Consider the following 14,879-nt stretch of genomic DNA (forward strand, 5'->3'; position numbering starts at 1 on the left):
CGCCCCTGCGACCGACCACCGCCGACGCCCGCCGACCACCGCCGACCACTGCCGACCGCGAAGAATTCCGCGGCCGCCCTGGCCCCACTCTCCAAACGTTCCCGAATCTAAGGAGTTTCGGGAGACCCGTCCCCGGAAACTCCTTAGATTCGGGAGTCGACGAGAGGGAAATGCTCCGTGCCGCAGTGGGACACCGCGGCTGGCCCCGCCGACGGTGGTGTGTCGGCGCGAAACCGAGCGCACGGCCAGCACGGGGAGCGGCCGGCAGGGGAACGGCCGGCAAGGGGAACGGCTCGGAAGGGAGACAGCTGGGAAGGGGGACAGCCGGGAAGGGGATCGGACCCGGACAGGACCCGACCTGGACGGGACCGGACCTGGACGGGATCCACGGCTCGTTCCGAATCGACGGAGCCATGCCGCTCTCCTCAGCTCGTGCCGCGCCGATACGAGAGAGGCGCCTCGACGGCAGTATCGGCCGGATGATTCGGCCCACGAACTCCTACTCCGGCATGCCGCGTGGCACCGGCCATCTCTCGAAGCCCGTGCAGCAGCTTCTCGCTCGCGCTGGCGGAATCGTGTCGACACGAGAGCTCACCGAGATCGGGGTCGACCCGACGACGCTCGAGCTCTATCGCGACCGGGGCTCGCTGCAGGCAGTGCGGCAGGGCTGGCACTGCCATCCATCGGTGCCCGACGTCGTTCGCCTCGCGTGGCGGTTCGGAGGGCCGCTCGCGTGTGAGCGCCCTCGCCTACTACGCGGCGCTCGATCAGGGCGACCCGATCGACGAGCGGACAGTCGGAACCGCCCTGCACGTGTGCTTGACCGAGAACGCCATCGGCCCGCCGACCGCTGCCCTCCTCGCCCGCCGCTGGGGCATCGCCGAGCCGCGCGAGCCCATCATCCACTGGAGCACGGGCGCGCACCGCAGCGGCGACCGTCGCGCCGTCGCACGCGCGGTCGCCCTGCGACAGGCCGATCGGTGCGATCGACGAGCCGCAGGGCGACGCGTGCTCAGCTAGGCGGCGGCGCGCTGCTCGAGCGCGTCGGTGAGCAGGGCGATGAGCGCCTGCACCTGCACAGTGCCCTCGGCCGCGACCTGCTCGTCGCTGCCGTCGAGCGCTCGCGCTGCGAGGCCCGCCTTCGAGTCGATGAGGTCGGCGATGCGCGCGTCGATTGTCTGCGCCGCGAGGATTCGCCAGGCGGTCACCGGGAGTTCCTGACCGATGCGGTGCACGCGGTCGATCGCCTGCGTCTGCTCGGCCGAGGTCCACGACAGCTCGGCGAGCACGACATTCGACGCCGCCTGCAGATTGATGCCCACGCCCGCCGCCGACAGCGAGCACACGATGACGCTCACCTCGGGGTCGTTCGTGAAGCCATCGATCGCCTCTTGGCGCGCCTTCGGGCTCTGCTCGCCGCGGATGCTCACGGCCCGCAGGCCGACCGATGCGAAGTGCGCCTCGGCGGCATCCATGACGTCGATGTGCTTCGCGAAGAACACGACCTTGCCGACGTTGCGCGCCAGCTGCGCCGTGTAGTCGGCCGCGAGCACTGCCTTCGCGGTACCGATCTTGCGCACCATCGTGAAGACGTTGTCGCCGCCGCTCGCCTGCTTCGACTCCTCCAGCTCGGCCGAGGCGACGAGCCGCACCAGGTCACGGTCGATGCCGACCGGCGGCACCTCGCGCGCCGCCACGACGCGGCGATAGCGCTCGACGAGGCGACCGATGAGCGCCTCCTCCGAGGCGCGGATCGAGCGGGCCACGTCGTCGTCGAGCTCGACCGGGATGTCGGCGATGCGGCGGGCAGGAATATCGGCCGCGACATCCACCTTTTTGCGGCGAACGATGCCCATCTCGATGACGCACTGGCGCGCCGCGGCGAAGAAGCCAGGATCAGCCGGCGTCAAGCCCGTCTCTTCGAGCGAGCCCATGAGGCGACCCAAGGGCTTCTTGTCGTCGATCCAGCCCAAGAACTTCCAGATCATGCGGAAGTCTTCGATCTGGTTGATGAGGGGTGTGCCCGTGAGCGCCATCATGAGTGCCTTCGGGTGCAGCACGCGGATGTTCTGCGCGAGCGCCTGCACGTGGCGTGACCGCTGCGAGGTGGCGTTCTTGATGAAGTGCGCCTCGTCGACGACCATGCCCTTGAAGCCGAAGCGACCGAGCCACCCGACGTGGCGGTCGAGGATCTCGTAGTTGACGATCACGACATCGCTGAACGCGTCGAGGTCGTCGCCGTCGCCGTGCACGACCGTCGCCGAGCGCTGCGGAATCCAGCGCTGCACCTCGCGGGCCCAGTTGGTCTTCACGACGTTCGGCACCACAACCAGCAGCGGGAAGGCGCCGGCCACGTTCGCGGCCATGAGCGCCTGCGCCGTCTTGCCGAGGCCCGGCTCGTCGGCCAGAAGGAACGTGCGGTGGCCGCGGCGCACCGACTCGATGAGGCGCGCCTGGTGGCGCATGAGCTCCATGCCGCCGGGCGTGACGAGCGAGCCCGTCTCGGGCAGCGGCATCGACGCGGCCTGACCGCCCGCGCCGTACTCGAACGAGCGGAAGAGGGGCTCGATGAGCTCCCAGTTGCCGAGCCGCCCCGATGTCGGCGCGGGCACCGGGGTGAGGGCCGAGAGATCGGGCGCGAGGAACGGGTTGGCGAGCTGCGCCTGCTTGACCGACTTGGGAACAACCTGCTTGGCGACCTCGGGCGCCACGGCGACCGGTTCGGTCACGATGAGCAGGTCATCCGGCTCGAGCTCGGCGCCCGACGCGAGCAGCATGTCGCGGCGCAGCGCCTTCGCGGCGTCGCTCACCTTCGCCTCGGGGGCGAGCAGCGCGATGAGCGAGGTGTCGCGCGCGGCCGTCTTCGCCATGATGCCGGCGAGGCCGTCCAGTCGCTTGAGCACCTCGGCGCGCTCGCTCTCGGGCACCTCGCGGTCGTCTTTGACGCGAGCGCGCTCTTCGCGCACCAGCAGCGCGGCCACCTGGAACTTCGTGCGGTTCGAGGGGCTCACCTTGGCACCGCGCTCGGCGGCGCTCTCGACCTCGCGCACGGCGCGCGCGAGGATCGGGATGATCCCCTGCTCGTCGAGCGGACGACGGCGGCGCGTCGTCGCCTGACGCGACGACGAGTTCTTCCTCTGACGCTGGCCGGTCTGGGCCATGCCCCTCCTCGAGAGTGCGGAACACGCGTGCTCCGAACGGATTGCCACCCGGAGACGGACTCACCGGATCGCGACGGTTCCGCCGTGCGAAGCGCGGAGCCGGAGAAACCACGTACCACGCCTGCGTCGCCCAGACCCGGTCGGAGAACGGCCGGTGAGCGGAGGCGCTGACGGAAAGTCTACACTCCCCCGCCGCCCCCGCCGCCGCCACCACCGCCGGAGGATCCGCCGCCCGACGAGCCGCCCGACGAGCTCGAGCCCGAGTAGCTCGACGACAGCGTCGAACTGACCGACCCGACGCCAGCAGAGAACGCCGCCACCGAGAACGGCCGCGAGCTCGCGAACCAGCGCGGGCTCTCGCCCTCGGCGTAGAACTCACCGAGCTCTTTCGCCCACTCGCGCTCGTGCTTCGTCAGCACGGCCCACGGCAGCAGCCGCTCGACCAGTTTCAGGCGCACGTCGCGGCTCGTCGCGTCGACGGGATCGCGCTCGGCGCCCTCGGGCGACTGCAGCACGCGCATGCGGTCGGCCTCGGCGAGCTCGATGTAGACATCGAGGCCCTTCACGTGATCGACGAGCTCGGCGCCCTCCGCCGTGAGCGGGTGCCGGTACAGGCACAGCGCGACGACGAAGAAACAGAGGATGCCCACGGGGATGAGGAAGCCCGGCAGGTCGCCGCCGCGCCCCTCGTCGGTGACGAAGATGCCCGCGACGAACGCCATGACCTGGCCGAGCACGACGAGGGCCGACAGGCCGACCGCGTGCCGCGCGGCGACGCTCGACCGCCACCCGCGAGCGACGATGTTCGAGGCGATGCGCGCGAGCTGCGCCTGGATGCGCTGGCTCAAGCTCGTGTTCTGCGCGGTCAGCTGGTGCTCAGAGCGGCCGATGAGCCCGGGGAAGAAGTACTGCAGAAGGTTGCGTTCTTCGCCCTCGACGCCCTGGGCAGACTCGAGCCGCAGCATCCACGTATCGCGCCAGCGAAACCACGTGGCGGGCGTCTCGATGATCGTGATGACGCCCCGCACCGCGAAGTCGACGAGCTGGCTCGCGACAGCCCGGGGCCGGCGGCGGGTCAGCACCGCCGCCTCGAGCAGGCTGAGCCCCCGCGGCGGACCGTACTCGGCCACGATCACCGGGCGGCCCTCGGCATCGCGGTATCGCGTCAGCCGCAGCACGACGGCGGCGATCGCCGCGCCGACCGCGATGACGATGCCGAGCAGTTGCAGCCACGCCCACGGCGAGGCGAGATACGCGGTGTCGAAGAGCGTGAAGGTGCCGGGCGCGAAGCCGATCGCGATCGTGACCGTCTGGAACGGCCCAATCGCCAGCTCATCGATCGCGAAGGTGTCGCCGGTGCGCGTGATCGCGCAGCGCTCGGTCGAGCCCGCGTAGCCGCGGTAGCACGCCTCTTGGCCGAGCAGCGCGCCGCCCAAACCGTCAGTCAGCGCGACCGTGCCCGAGACGCGCGCGAAGGGCTGCGCCCAGTCGGTGCCCGTGAGGTTCCAGTAGAACTCTTCAGCGTTCGAGCTGGCGAAGAAGTCGACCACATCGCGCTGCTCGTAGGTGATGACGTAGGTCTGCTCGCCGCGCACGAACTGCCCCTCGGGCACCGCGGCGATGATGTCGACGATGCCCGAGCCGTACTCGACGTCGAAGCGCCGCGGCTGGCCGTCGCCGTCGGTCACCGACAGCACCGTCAGCTGCGTCGTGTGGCCCTGGTAGGTGGCGGGCAGTGACCGGCGGATGCCGCGGTTCTGGTCGTAGTCGGGAAAGCGTGCGACGAGGGTCTCGGTCGTCAGCAGCGTCGCGTGGCCGTCGGCGTCGCGGCCCAGGCGGTACTCGACGTCGAACGAGTCGAAGGTGAAGGCGTTGACATCGGTGCGCAGCAGCGATCCCGTGACGGCCGCGGGCGCACCGTCGACGGGGGCGACCGCGACCGGGGCGGCACCGCTCTGCGGCTGCGCGGCGGTGCGAGCCCCGAGGCCGAGCACGAGAGCGACCACGACGAGCGCGAGCGCCAGAACGCCCGCGAGCACGGGGATCAGCAGTCGGCGCATGCCGGAAGGCTACCGGCTGTGACGGCGCATGACGAGGGTGCTGGCGGGCGGTCGCGCGGCTCGGCACGATGGGGGCATGGTGTTCGACTCCGCCCCCGACCCGATCGTGATCGACGGGGGTCTCGGCACGCACCTCGAGGCGCGAGGGCACGACCTGTCGAGCAGCATGTGGAGCGCGCGGCTGCTGCTCGAGCATCCTGATGAGATCGCCGCCGTGCACGACGACTTCTTCGCCGCCGGAGCCCGCGTCGCGATCAGCGCCTCGTACCAGGCCTCGGTCGAGGGCTTCGCCCGGCTCGGCATCGACGCCGCCGAGACCGAGCGCCTGCTGCGGTCGAGCGTGCAGCTCGCGGTGCAGTCGCGCGACCGCGTCGACCCGACGGGCTGGGTCGCCGCCTCGGTGGGGCCCTACGGGGCGACGCTCGCCGACGGCTCGGAGTACCGCGGCGACTACGCCCTCGACGAGGCGCAGTTGCGGCACTGGCACGCACCGCGACTGGCGGTGCTCGCCGACGCGGGCGCCGACTTGCTCGCCTTCGAGACCATTCCGAGCCGGGCCGAGTCGCGCGCGCTCATCGACCTCGTGCGCGGCACGGGCGTGCCCGCGTGGCTGTCGTTCACCGTGCACCTGGGCGCGCTGCGCACGGGCGAGCCGCTCGAGCCGGCCTTCGCCGACGCCGAGGGGGTCGACGAGATCGTCGCCGTCGGCATCAACTGCTCGCACCCCAGCGAAGTGCTGCCCGCGATCGCGGCCGCCCGACGCGTGACGGAGAAGCCCGTCGTCGTGTATCCGAACAGCGGCGAGGAGTGGGATGCGAAGAACCGCGTCTGGGTGGGCGAACCCGGTTTTCCGCGGTCGCTCGTCGAGCAGTGGGTCGAGGCCGGCGCCGCGATCGTCGGGGGATGCTGCCGCGTCGGCCCCGCCGACATCGCGCAGCTCGCCACGCACCTCTCGCGCTGAGGTCGCGCGACCCGCCTCGCCGCGCGGCACGCGCCCTAGGCTGGAGCCGTGAGCGCAGCGTCGGCGGGCGAGACCAGCATCGAGAACCCCGACGAGCGGGCGATCGCCCGGCTGCAGGCGCTCGTGCGCATCCCCACCGTGTCGCGCCCCGCCAGCGGCCCGGGGCCGCGCACCGACCCCGAACCTTTCGCCCGCTTCGCCGCCGAGCTCGAGCGCCTGTACCCGCGCGTGCACGCGCACCTCAAGCGCGAGCACGTGGGCGCCCGCGGACTGCTCTACCGCTGGGCCGGTCGTGCCTCAGACGCAGCATCCCGCCCCACCGTGCTCATGGCGCACGCCGACGTCGTGCCCGCGACCGACGAGGGCTGGCGGCACCCGCCCTTCGCGGCCGAGCGCACCGGTTCGGGCGACGATGAGACCGTCTGGGGCCGCGGCACGATCGACGACAAGGGCGCTCTCGTGGCCCTGCTCGAGGCGGTCGACCGCCTGCTCGCCGCCGGGTTCACGCCGGAGCACGACGTGTTGCTGTCGTTCGGCGGCGATGAAGAGGTCGCGGGCGACGACGCGCGCGCGACGGCCGCCCTGCTGGCCGAACGCGGCGTGCGGCCAGCGCTCGTGCTCGACGAGGGCGGGGCGATCGTGCAGGATGCTTTCCCAGGCGTCACCGAACCCTTCGCGCTCATCGGCCTCACCGAGAAGGGCATCACGACCCTGCGCCTGCGCGTCGAGCAGCAGGGTGGCCACGCCTCGAGCCCGCCGCCCTTCGCCGCCACGGAGAGGCTCGCGCGCGCCATCCTGCGCCTGAACGCCGCGCCGTCGCGCGCTCGCCTCGACCCGACCATGCGGCGCATGATCCGCACGCTCGGCGCACGCGCCCGTCAGCCGCTGCGTTTCGTGTTCACGCGCGTCGACCTGTTCGCGCCGCTGCTCGTGCGCGTGCTGCTGCGGCGCGGATCCGAGATCACGGCGCTGCTGCGCACGACGCGCGCCGTCACCGAGCTGCGTGCCGGGCACGCGGCCAACGCCCTGCCCGAGCACGCCGAGGCCACCGTCAACATGCGCATCGCCCCGTGGTCGAGCGTCGACGAGGCGGTGGGCGAGGTGCGCCGCGCGATCGACTACGAGCTCGTCGAGATCGAGGTGCTGCAGCCGAGCGAGCCCTCCCCCGTCTCGCCCGCCGAGGGGCCCGCGTGGGACGACCTCGTGGCGGCGATCCGCGAGACCCACCCGGGGCTGCTCGTGAGCCCCTACGTCATGATGCAGGCGAGCGACTCACGGTTCTTCACCGGCATCAGCGAGCACGTGTACCGCTTCGCGCCCTTCCGGCTGAGCGCCGAGGAGCGCGCCTGCCTGCACGCGAAGAACGAGCGCATCCGCGTGCGCGCCTTTCTCGAGGGCGTGCAGACCTACGAGGCGCTGCTGCGGCGGCGCTGAGCCGCCCGGCGGCGCTGTTTCGTCAGCCGGTGCGCATGCTGTCGAAGTATTCGGGCGGGCAGTCCCACACGATCATGTCGGCGGTCTCGCGCACGATGACGCAGCCCTCCGCGAGCATGCGGGCCCGTTCCGCCGCGTCCATGAGCGACGGACGCCGCGATCCGCCGCCGCCGCCGCTGCCGGCCCGAGCCGCGGCCTCCTCGGCCGCGCGCTTCTCCGCCGCGCGGCGTTCCCGTTCGGCCTTCTCCTCAGCGTGACTGGTGCGCGCCGTCTGCGCGGCGTCGAGGGCGCCGTCGAGCAGCGCGGCCCGGCCCGTGTAGCTCGACGGCAGGCCCTGGGGCACGACGGCGATGCGATCGAGGGCCGACCGCAGCGCCGCGCGATCGCTCTCGGGAGCCAACGGGCTCGCCTCGAGCGCATCGCGCCCGGCCGCGAGCACCGCCCTCGTAGCGTCGTCGAGCGCGACGACGAGATCGCCGATTGCTGCGGCGAGCAAAGCCTGCTGCGACTCGACGAACGTCGTCGCCGTCGACCGCTCGAGCGGCCGCTGCAGTTCTGCGGCGGCGCGCGCGTGGGCCTCGGCCACGAGCGCCGCCGCGACCCGTGAACCCTCCGCCTCGATGGGAGCCTCATCGAGCACAGTCATGACCGCCGAGGTCGAGGCGAGCAGCTCGCTGGCGGCCGACCGGTCGTCGAGCAGCGCGCCGAGCGCGAGCACGCGCTGCTGCTCGGCCTGCTGCTCGGCGAGCACCGCGGCACGCGCGACCACGCCGCCCCCGATCATCGATGCGACGACGAGCGAACAGGCCGAGACAACGGCGATCATGCGCAGCACGCGACCGCGCGGCGCAGCGGCGTCGGTCGATGCGGGACGGGGGATGCCGTCGGTCGGCTGGGGGTCAGACATGACGGCTCCTCGGGTCGTTCGACGCCAGTATGCCACCCTGCGGCGACGCTGAGCCGACTCAGCCCTGCTGCGCGGAGTGCACGGCGGCGAGCCGGCGCGGAGCATCCGTCACCACACCGTCGACCCCGAGGTCGAGCGCCTGCTGCCACAGGTCGCCGCGGTTGAGCGTGTAGACGATGACCGTGAGGCCCGAGCGCTGCAGCATCTGCGCGGCGTCGGGGTCGACGCGGAACGAGCGCATGCTCGTGACGACCGTCGAGGCGCCCACTGAGGCCGCGAAGTCGACGGGATCGTCGGGCAGGCGCCGCACGATGACCGCGCGGTGCAGCGACGGGGCCTCGCGCCACAGTTCGAGCAGCGTCGGCACCTCGAAGCTCGCGAGCACCACGCGGTCTTGCACCCCGTGCCGGTAGATGCCCGCGATGATCGGGCGCAGCGCATCCACCGTCCACAGTCCTTTGAGCTCGATGAGCGCGCGGGCCTCGGAGCGTTGCAATAGGGGCAAGAACTCGTCGAAGGTCGGGATGCTCGTGCCCGCCCACGCGCTGCCGTACCAGCTGCCCGCGTCGAGGGCGCGCAGCTCAGCGAGCGTTCGGTCGGCGAGCGGGCCCGAGGCGTTCGTGGTGCGGTCGAGCAGGTCGTCGTGAAAGACGACCACCTGCTCGTCGGCCGTCATGCGCAGGTCGAGCTCGAGCACCTCAGCCCCGCTGCGCAGCGCCGCCTCGAAGGCGGGCAGGGTGTTCTCGGGCGCGGCGGCCGGGTCGCCGCGGTGCGCGATCGTGAGGGGAACGCCGTCGTTGAGGCCGAGCGAGCCGAGCGGCTGCGCGGCGTAGACGGTGGCCGCGGTGTGGTCGATCGCGAGCACGGCGACGAGGGCGAGGCTCGCGGTGAAGGAGGCGGCGGTGCGGCGCACGGAGTACGGGCGCTCGACACCGGGGCGAGCGTTTGCACGCGGTCGCGGCATGGGCATCGCCTCCGGGAACGGGTACCGCGTCGTTGCGGTGCCGTTACTCTAGCGCAGCCGTTACCGTTTCGTGACCTGAATGCGTGTCGCTGCCGTCTTCGCGATCGTCGTCGCCATGCCGCTGAAGATGATGCCGTGAAACGGGAACACCGCGGCCCAGTACAGGCGGCCGCCGAGACCGGTCGGAAAGAACACCGCGCGCTGGATGAGGCGCGACCCGCCCCCCGGCCGCGGCTCGACCGTGAACTCGAGCCAGGCACGGCCCGGCACCTTCATCTCGGCCCGCAGGCGCAGGAAGCGCCCGCGCTCGAGGGTCTCGACGCGCCAGAAGTCGACAGCCTCGCCCGGAGCGAGCCGGTCGGGGTCGCGGCGGCCTCGGCGCAGTCCGACACCGCCTACGAGCTTGTCGAGCCAGCCGCGCGCGGCCCACGCCACGGGCAGCGAGTACCAGCCGTTGTCGCCGCCGATGCCCTCGACCACGCGCCAGAGCGCCTCGGGCGGCGCGGAGGAGTCGGCCTCTTGCCGGTCGGTGTAGACGGTGTGGCCGCTCCAGTCGGGGTCACTCGGCAGCAGGTCGCTCGGCGCGCCGCGCACGGTCGCGTTCTGCCACGTCGTCTCGACCTCGCCCTCGCGCATCTTCGCGAGCGCGTACCGCACGGCACGGCGGTAGCCCGTGAGTCCCGCGGACGGCGGATCGATGTACTCGTCGATGTCGTGCTCGCTGCACACCGCGTCGTACTGCAGGCTCGAGATGATCGGCACGGCGAGCGCGCGCGGGATAGGCGTGACGAGGTTGACCCACTGACTCGCGAGGTACGGGGTCAGCACGGGCAGGCTCGCGATGGGCCGCTGCTTGAGGCCGGCCTCGACGGCGTAGCCGTTCATCATCTGGCCGTAGCGCAGCACATCGGGGCCGCCGATGTCGAAGGCCCGGTTGACGTCGGCCGGCAGGGTTGATGCTCCGACGAGGTAGTGCAGAACATCCCGCACCGCGATCGGCTGGATGAAATTGCGCACCCACTTCGGGGCCGGCATGTAGGGCAGCACCTCGGTGAGGTGCCGGATCATCTCGAAGCTCGCCGAGCCCGAGCCAATCACGACGCCCGCCTTCAGTGCCGCCGTCGGCACCCCGCTTGCCATGAGGATGTCGCCGACCTCTTTGCGACTGCGCAGGTGCGGCGAGAGCTTGCCTTCGGGGTGCAGTCCGCCGAGGTAGACGATGCGGCCGACCCCCGCGGCCGCGGCCGCTGCGGCGACGGTGGATGCCACGTGCCGCTCGGTGCGCTCGAAATCACCCGCACTGCTCATCGAGTGCACGAGGTAGTAGAGCACCTCGATGCCGACCATCGCGCGCGCAACGTCACCGGCGTTCGCGAGGTCGCCCGTCGCGACCTCGACCTGGCCGGCCCACGGCACATCGCGCAGGCGCACGGGATCGCGCACGAAGACCCGCACCTCGTGGCCCGCCTCGAGCAGGCGCGGCACGAGCCTGCCGCCGATGTAGCCGGTCGCCCCGGTGACGAGCATCTTCATGCGGCCACGCTAGGGGCGCGCGCTGAGAGTTGCCCCGCACGGGCGCCGCTGCCCAGATTTGCCTCAAACCCGCGGACCCGAGTCGGGCAAGCGCCCTTTTCCCCCAGATCTGGCAGGAGTCGGCTCATAGAGTGAGGGGCGTGCAGAGCGCAGGCGACGACGAACGGCGGGCGGGCATCCCGCCCCGCGTTATCGCGTGGTTCGCCGAGCACGCGCGCGACCTGCCGTGGCGGCGCCCCGGCTTCAGCGCCTGGGGCACGCTCGTGAGCGAGATCATGCTGCAGCAGACGCCCGTCGCGCGCGTGATCCCGCGGCTCGAGCAGTGGCTCGCGCGCTGGCCGAGCCCCGACGCGCTCGCCGGCGACTCCCCCGCCGAGGCCGTGCGCGCCTGGGACCGCCTCGGCTACCCGCGCCGCGCTCTCGCCCTGCACGCGGCGGCCGTCGCGATCAGCGAGCGGCATGGCGGCATCGTGCCCGATGACGTGGATGCCCTGCTCGCCCTGCCCGGAATCGGCGACTACACCGCCCGCGCCGTCGCCGCGTTCGCCTACGGGAAGCCGGTGCCGGTGGTCGACGTCAACACGCGCCGGGTGCTGGCCCGCGCGGTCGCCGGTCAGGGCGAGGCGGGGCCCGCCCGCACGCGCGCCGACCTCGCCGCGATGCAGCATCTGCTGCCGAGCGACCCGGCCGACGCGCGGGCGTTCAACGCAGGCGCCATGGAGCTCGGCCAGACCGTGTGCGTCGCCCGGTCTCCACGGTGCGAGGCCTGCCCGATCGCCGACCTGTGCGCCTGGCGCGCGGCCGGCTACCCCGAGTACGAGGGCCCCTCGGCGCCGCGTCAGGCGCGCTTCGAGGGCAGCGATCGCCAGGTTCGCGGGCTCATCATGCGCGAGCTGCGGCACAGCGACACCCCCGTGCCCGCCGAGGTCGTCGAGTCGCTCTGGCCCGACGCCGTGCAGCGCGAGCGCGCCCTCGCCGGCCTGCTCGCCGACGGCCTCGCGATCGGATCGCCCGACACGGGATTCACCCTGCCGGGCTCGGTACTATGAGCCCACACCGCAGGCCCGACCCGGAGGACGACATGACGAGCGACGCCGTGACCCGCGAGCCCCTCTCGCGCACCGAGAAGTTCACTGTCGGGCTGTTCTCGGTGTTCGCCGCGCTCATCGTGCTGCCGGGCATCGTCTTCTCGGCGATCTCGCTCTTCTCGACGGGGTCGATCGACCTCGGGCCGAAGCCCTAGCGAATCCCGGCCGTGATCCGCTCAGCGGGTCGCGTCGTCGTCGCCCTCGTCGTCGTCTGACTCTTCCGCATCGAGCTCGGCGTCGACGTCGCGCGGCTTGACGTAGGGGTCGGGGTCGCCCGCGTACTCGGCGGTCGCCGCGAGCGACTCGGTCGCCGCGTCGCGCTCGCGCGCCTCGCGCAGCAGGGCCTCGATCGAGGCCGCGTTCTCGGGGATGCCGTCGAGGATGAACTCGATCGTCGGAGTGAGGCGCGTGTTGAGGTTGCGCCCGACCTCGGTGCGCAGCATCCCCGTGGCCGCGGTCAGTGCCGCCGCACTGTCGTCGCGCTCCTGCTCGGTGCCGAGCACCGTGTAGAAGATCGAGGCGTGCTGCAGATCGCCCGTCACCTGCACGTCGGTGATGGTCACGAAGCCCAAGCGCGGGTCGCGCAGGCCCTTGTCGAGCCGTTGCGCGACGACCTCTTTGATGCGGTCGGCCACCTTGCGGGCGCGGGGGTTGCCTGCCATGAGCTGCTCCTGACTGGTGCTGATGATGCCGGTGGATGCGGCCCGCCGCTCCCAAGGGAACGGCGGGCCGCGTGACGATGGCGCCTACGCGCGCACCTTCTCCTTCATCTCGATGGTCTCGATCTCGTCGCCGATCTGGATGTCGTTGAACTTGCCGAGGCCGATACCGCACTCGAAGTCGGTGCGCACCTCGGTCACGTCATCCTTGAATCGACGCAGCGACTCGATGGCGAGGTTGTCGCCCACCACGACGCCGTCGCGAATGACTCGCGCCTTGGCGTTGCGCGTGATCGTGCCGCTGCGCACGATGACACCGGCGATGTTGCCGAACTTCGACGAGCGGAAGATCTCGCGGATCTCGGCGACACCCGACTGCACCTCTTCGAACTCGGGCTTGAGCATGCCCTTGAGCGCGTTCTCGATCTCCTCCAGCGCGGAGTAGATGACCGAGTAGAAGCGGATGTCGACGCCCTCGCGCTGAGCGCGCTCGCGCGCCTTCGTGTCGGGGCGCACATTGAAGCCCACGATGATCGCGTTGTCGATCGTCGCGAGGTTGACGTCGCTCTCGGTGACGGCACCCACGCCGCGGTGGATGATGCGCAGCTGCACGCTGTCGTCGACCTCGATCTTGAGCACGGCCTCCTCGAGCGCCTCGACGGCACCCGACACGTCGCCCTTGATGATGAGGTTGAGCGACTCGACCTTGCCGTCTTCGAGGGCCTTCGTGAAGTCCTCGAGGCTGATGCGCTTGCGCGCCTTCGCCAGCAGGGCGTTGCGCTCGGCCGCCTCGCGCTTCTCGGCGATCTGGCGAGCGGTGCGGTCGTCGTCGGTGACGATGAAGGTGTCGCCGGCGCGCGGAACGCTCGACAGACCCTGCACCTGAACCGGACGCGAGGGGTAGGCCTCGTCGACCTTGTCGCCGTTCTCGTCCATCATGGCGCGCACGCGGCCGTAGGCCGTTCCCGCCACGATGGCGTCGCCGACGCGCAGCGTTCCCGACTGGATCAGCACGGTCGCGACCGAACCGCGACCCTTGTCGAGGCGCGCTTCGATGGCGACACCGCGGGCGGTGCGGGCCGGGTTGGCGCGCAGATCGAGGCCGGCGTCTGCGGTCAGCAGCACAGCATCCAGAAGCTCGGCGATGCCCTTGTTCTGCAGGGCCGAGACGTCCATGAACATCGTGTCACCGCCGTACTCTTCAGCGACGAGGCCGAACTCGGTGAGCTGCTGGCGCACCTTGGCGGGGTTGGCACCCTCTTTATCGACCTTGTTGACGGCCACGACGATCGGCACTCCCGCGGCCTGGGCGTGATTGAGCGCCTCGACCGTCTGGGGCATGATGCCGTCGTCGGCGGCGACCACGAGAATCGCGACGTCGGTCACCTGCGCACCACGGGCGCGCATGGCGGTGAACGCCTCGTGACCCGGGGTGTCGATGAAGGTGATGGCGCGCTCGATGCCCTCGTGCTCGGTCCAGACCTGGTACGCACCGATGTGCTGCGTGATGCCGCCGGCCTCGCCCGCGCCGACGTTCGCCTTGCGGATCGCGTCGAGCAGTCGGGTCTTTCCGTGGTCGACGTGGCCCATGACGGTGACCACGGGCGGGCGGATGACGAGGTCCTCCTCGTCCTCCTCTTCATCGAGGTCGATGTCGAAGCTCTCGAGCAGTTCTTTGTCTTCGTCTTCGGGCGAGACGATCTCGATGCGCCAGCCCAGCTCGGCGCCGAGCACCTCGAAGGTCGCGCCGTCGAGCGACTCGGTGGCCGTGGCCATCTCGCCGAGGTGGAACAGCACGGTCACGAGGTTGCCGGGAGGGCAGCTCATGCCGCTGATCGTCTCGAGTTTGTCGGCGAAGTCGGTGATCGAGGCACCCTGACGCAGGCGCACGACCGTCTTGCCGTCGCCGCGGGGAACGCTGACGCCGCCGACCGACGGCGCCTCGCGCATCTCGAACTCTTGCCGCTTCGTGCGCTTCGACTTGCGGGCCTTCGACTTGCCGCCGCCGCGCCCGAAGGCACCGGCCGTGCCGCCGCCGGGGCCGCGACCGCGGCCACCGCCGCCGCCCGGACGCGGGCCGCTGAAGCCGCCGCCGGGTGCGCCACCGGGGCC

Annotated in this window: 12 protein-coding genes; 5 read left to right on the forward strand and 7 right to left on the reverse strand. The window is 71.5% G+C overall.

Annotated features, from left to right (window positions below; all coding sequences use genetic code 11):
- Positions 1-735 precede the first annotated feature (735 nt).
- Positions 736-1,020 carry a hypothetical protein gene (locus ACK4HH_RS12620; RefSeq protein ID WP_409652538.1) on the forward strand — a complete coding sequence of 95 codons (285 nt, stop codon included), beginning with the start codon at positions 736-738 and terminating at the stop codon, positions 1,018-1,020.
- On the opposite strand, the gene ACK4HH_RS12625 is transcribed toward ACK4HH_RS12620, so the two are convergent.
- Both ACK4HH_RS12625 and ACK4HH_RS12630 read right to left on the reverse strand, forming a co-directional pair.
- Positions 1,017-3,161, reverse strand: a complete 2,145-nt coding sequence (locus ACK4HH_RS12625; RefSeq protein ID WP_409652541.1) for a DEAD/DEAH box helicase — start codon at positions 3,159-3,161, stop codon at positions 1,017-1,019. The two genes, ACK4HH_RS12620 and ACK4HH_RS12625, sit on opposite strands and share 4 nt — an antisense overlap.
- Before the next feature lie 179 nt (positions 3,162-3,340).
- Positions 3,341-5,221 (reverse strand): DUF2207 domain-containing protein, encoded by a 1,881-nt coding sequence (locus ACK4HH_RS12630; RefSeq protein ID WP_409652544.1) that lies wholly within the window; start codon positions 5,219-5,221, stop codon positions 3,341-3,343.
- Positions 5,222-5,297: 76 nt separating this feature from the next.
- Between ACK4HH_RS12630 and mmuM the strand changes: the two genes are divergently transcribed.
- Entirely contained in the window at positions 5,298-6,182 is an 885-nt protein-coding gene (gene mmuM, locus ACK4HH_RS12635; protein ID WP_409652546.1) for a homocysteine S-methyltransferase, read from the forward strand.
- 48 nt (positions 6,183-6,230) lie between these two features.
- A complete protein-coding gene (locus tag ACK4HH_RS12640) occupies positions 6,231-7,616 on the forward strand; it encodes a M20/M25/M40 family metallo-hydrolase (RefSeq protein ID WP_409652549.1) in 1,386 nt (461 codons plus the stop codon).
- 22 nt (positions 7,617-7,638) lie between these two features.
- Here ACK4HH_RS12640 and ACK4HH_RS12645 read toward each other — a convergent pair whose 3' ends face one another.
- Genes ACK4HH_RS12645 through ACK4HH_RS12655 form a run of 3 tightly spaced genes read right to left on the reverse strand, consistent with a single transcriptional unit; the run spans position 7,639 to position 11,020 of the window.
- The gene (locus ACK4HH_RS12645; RefSeq protein WP_409652551.1) at positions 7,639-8,523 is read right to left on the reverse strand and encodes a hypothetical protein; all 885 of its coding nucleotides are present in this window, start codon (positions 8,521-8,523) and stop codon (positions 7,639-7,641) included.
- A 58-nt stretch (positions 8,524-8,581) separates the two neighbouring features.
- Entirely contained in the window at positions 8,582-9,487 is a 906-nt protein-coding gene (locus tag ACK4HH_RS12650; protein ID WP_409652554.1) for a glycerophosphodiester phosphodiesterase, read from the reverse strand.
- 60 nt (positions 9,488-9,547) lie between these two features.
- Positions 9,548-11,020, reverse strand: a complete 1,473-nt coding sequence (locus tag ACK4HH_RS12655) for an SDR family oxidoreductase (protein ID WP_409652557.1) — start codon at positions 11,018-11,020, stop codon at positions 9,548-9,550.
- Positions 11,021-11,160: 140 nt separating this feature from the next.
- Between ACK4HH_RS12655 and ACK4HH_RS12660 the strand changes: the two genes are divergently transcribed.
- Together ACK4HH_RS12660 and ACK4HH_RS12665 are read left to right on the forward strand one after the other, a co-directional pair.
- Positions 11,161-12,069, forward strand: a complete 909-nt coding sequence (locus tag ACK4HH_RS12660; protein WP_409652559.1) for an A/G-specific adenine glycosylase — start codon at positions 11,161-11,163, stop codon at positions 12,067-12,069.
- A 47-nt stretch (positions 12,070-12,116) separates the two neighbouring features.
- On the forward strand, positions 12,117-12,263 hold the full coding sequence (locus ACK4HH_RS12665; RefSeq protein WP_409652562.1) for a hypothetical protein: 147 nt from the start codon (positions 12,117-12,119) through the stop codon (positions 12,261-12,263).
- 21 nt (positions 12,264-12,284) lie between these two features.
- Here the strand turns inward: ACK4HH_RS12665 and rbfA are convergent, their stop codons facing one another.
- Both rbfA and infB read right to left on the reverse strand, forming a co-directional pair.
- Positions 12,285-12,770, reverse strand: a complete 486-nt coding sequence (rbfA, locus tag ACK4HH_RS12670) for a 30S ribosome-binding factor RbfA (protein ID WP_409652564.1) — start codon at positions 12,768-12,770, stop codon at positions 12,285-12,287.
- A gap of 84 nt (positions 12,771-12,854) precedes the next feature.
- Positions 12,855-14,879: translation initiation factor IF-2 (gene infB, locus ACK4HH_RS12675; RefSeq protein WP_409652567.1), on the reverse strand; the 2,025-nt coding region annotated here is incomplete at its 5' end.

It is taken from the genome of Microcella sp., from assembly GCF_046296455.1.
In the GTDB taxonomy this organism is placed as follows: Bacteria; Actinomycetota; Actinomycetes; order Actinomycetales; family Microbacteriaceae; genus Microcella.

Bases quoted from the DNA above. Each gene is read 5' to 3' on its own strand.
- ACK4HH_RS12625 (WP_409652541.1), bottom strand. From the start codon at position 3,161: ATGGCCCAGACCGGCCAGCGTCAGAGGAAGAACTCGTCGTCGCGTCAG.
- ACK4HH_RS12630 (WP_409652544.1), bottom strand. From the start codon at position 5,221: ATGCGCCGACTGCTGATCCCCGTGCTCGCGGGCGTTCTGGCGCTCGCG.
- mmuM (WP_409652546.1), top strand. From the start codon at position 5,298: ATGGTGTTCGACTCCGCCCCCGACCCGATCGTGATCGACGGGGGTCTC.
- ACK4HH_RS12645 (WP_409652551.1), bottom strand. From the start codon at position 8,523: ATGTCTGACCCCCAGCCGACCGACGGCATCCCCCGTCCCGCATCGACC.
- ACK4HH_RS12650 (WP_409652554.1), bottom strand. From the start codon at position 9,487: ATGCCGCGACCGCGTGCAAACGCTCGCCCCGGTGTCGAGCGCCCGTAC.
- ACK4HH_RS12655 (WP_409652557.1), bottom strand. From the start codon at position 11,020: ATGAAGATGCTCGTCACCGGGGCGACCGGCTACATCGGCGGCAGGCTC.
- rbfA (WP_409652564.1), bottom strand. From the start codon at position 12,770: ATGGCAGGCAACCCCCGCGCCCGCAAGGTGGCCGACCGCATCAAAGAG.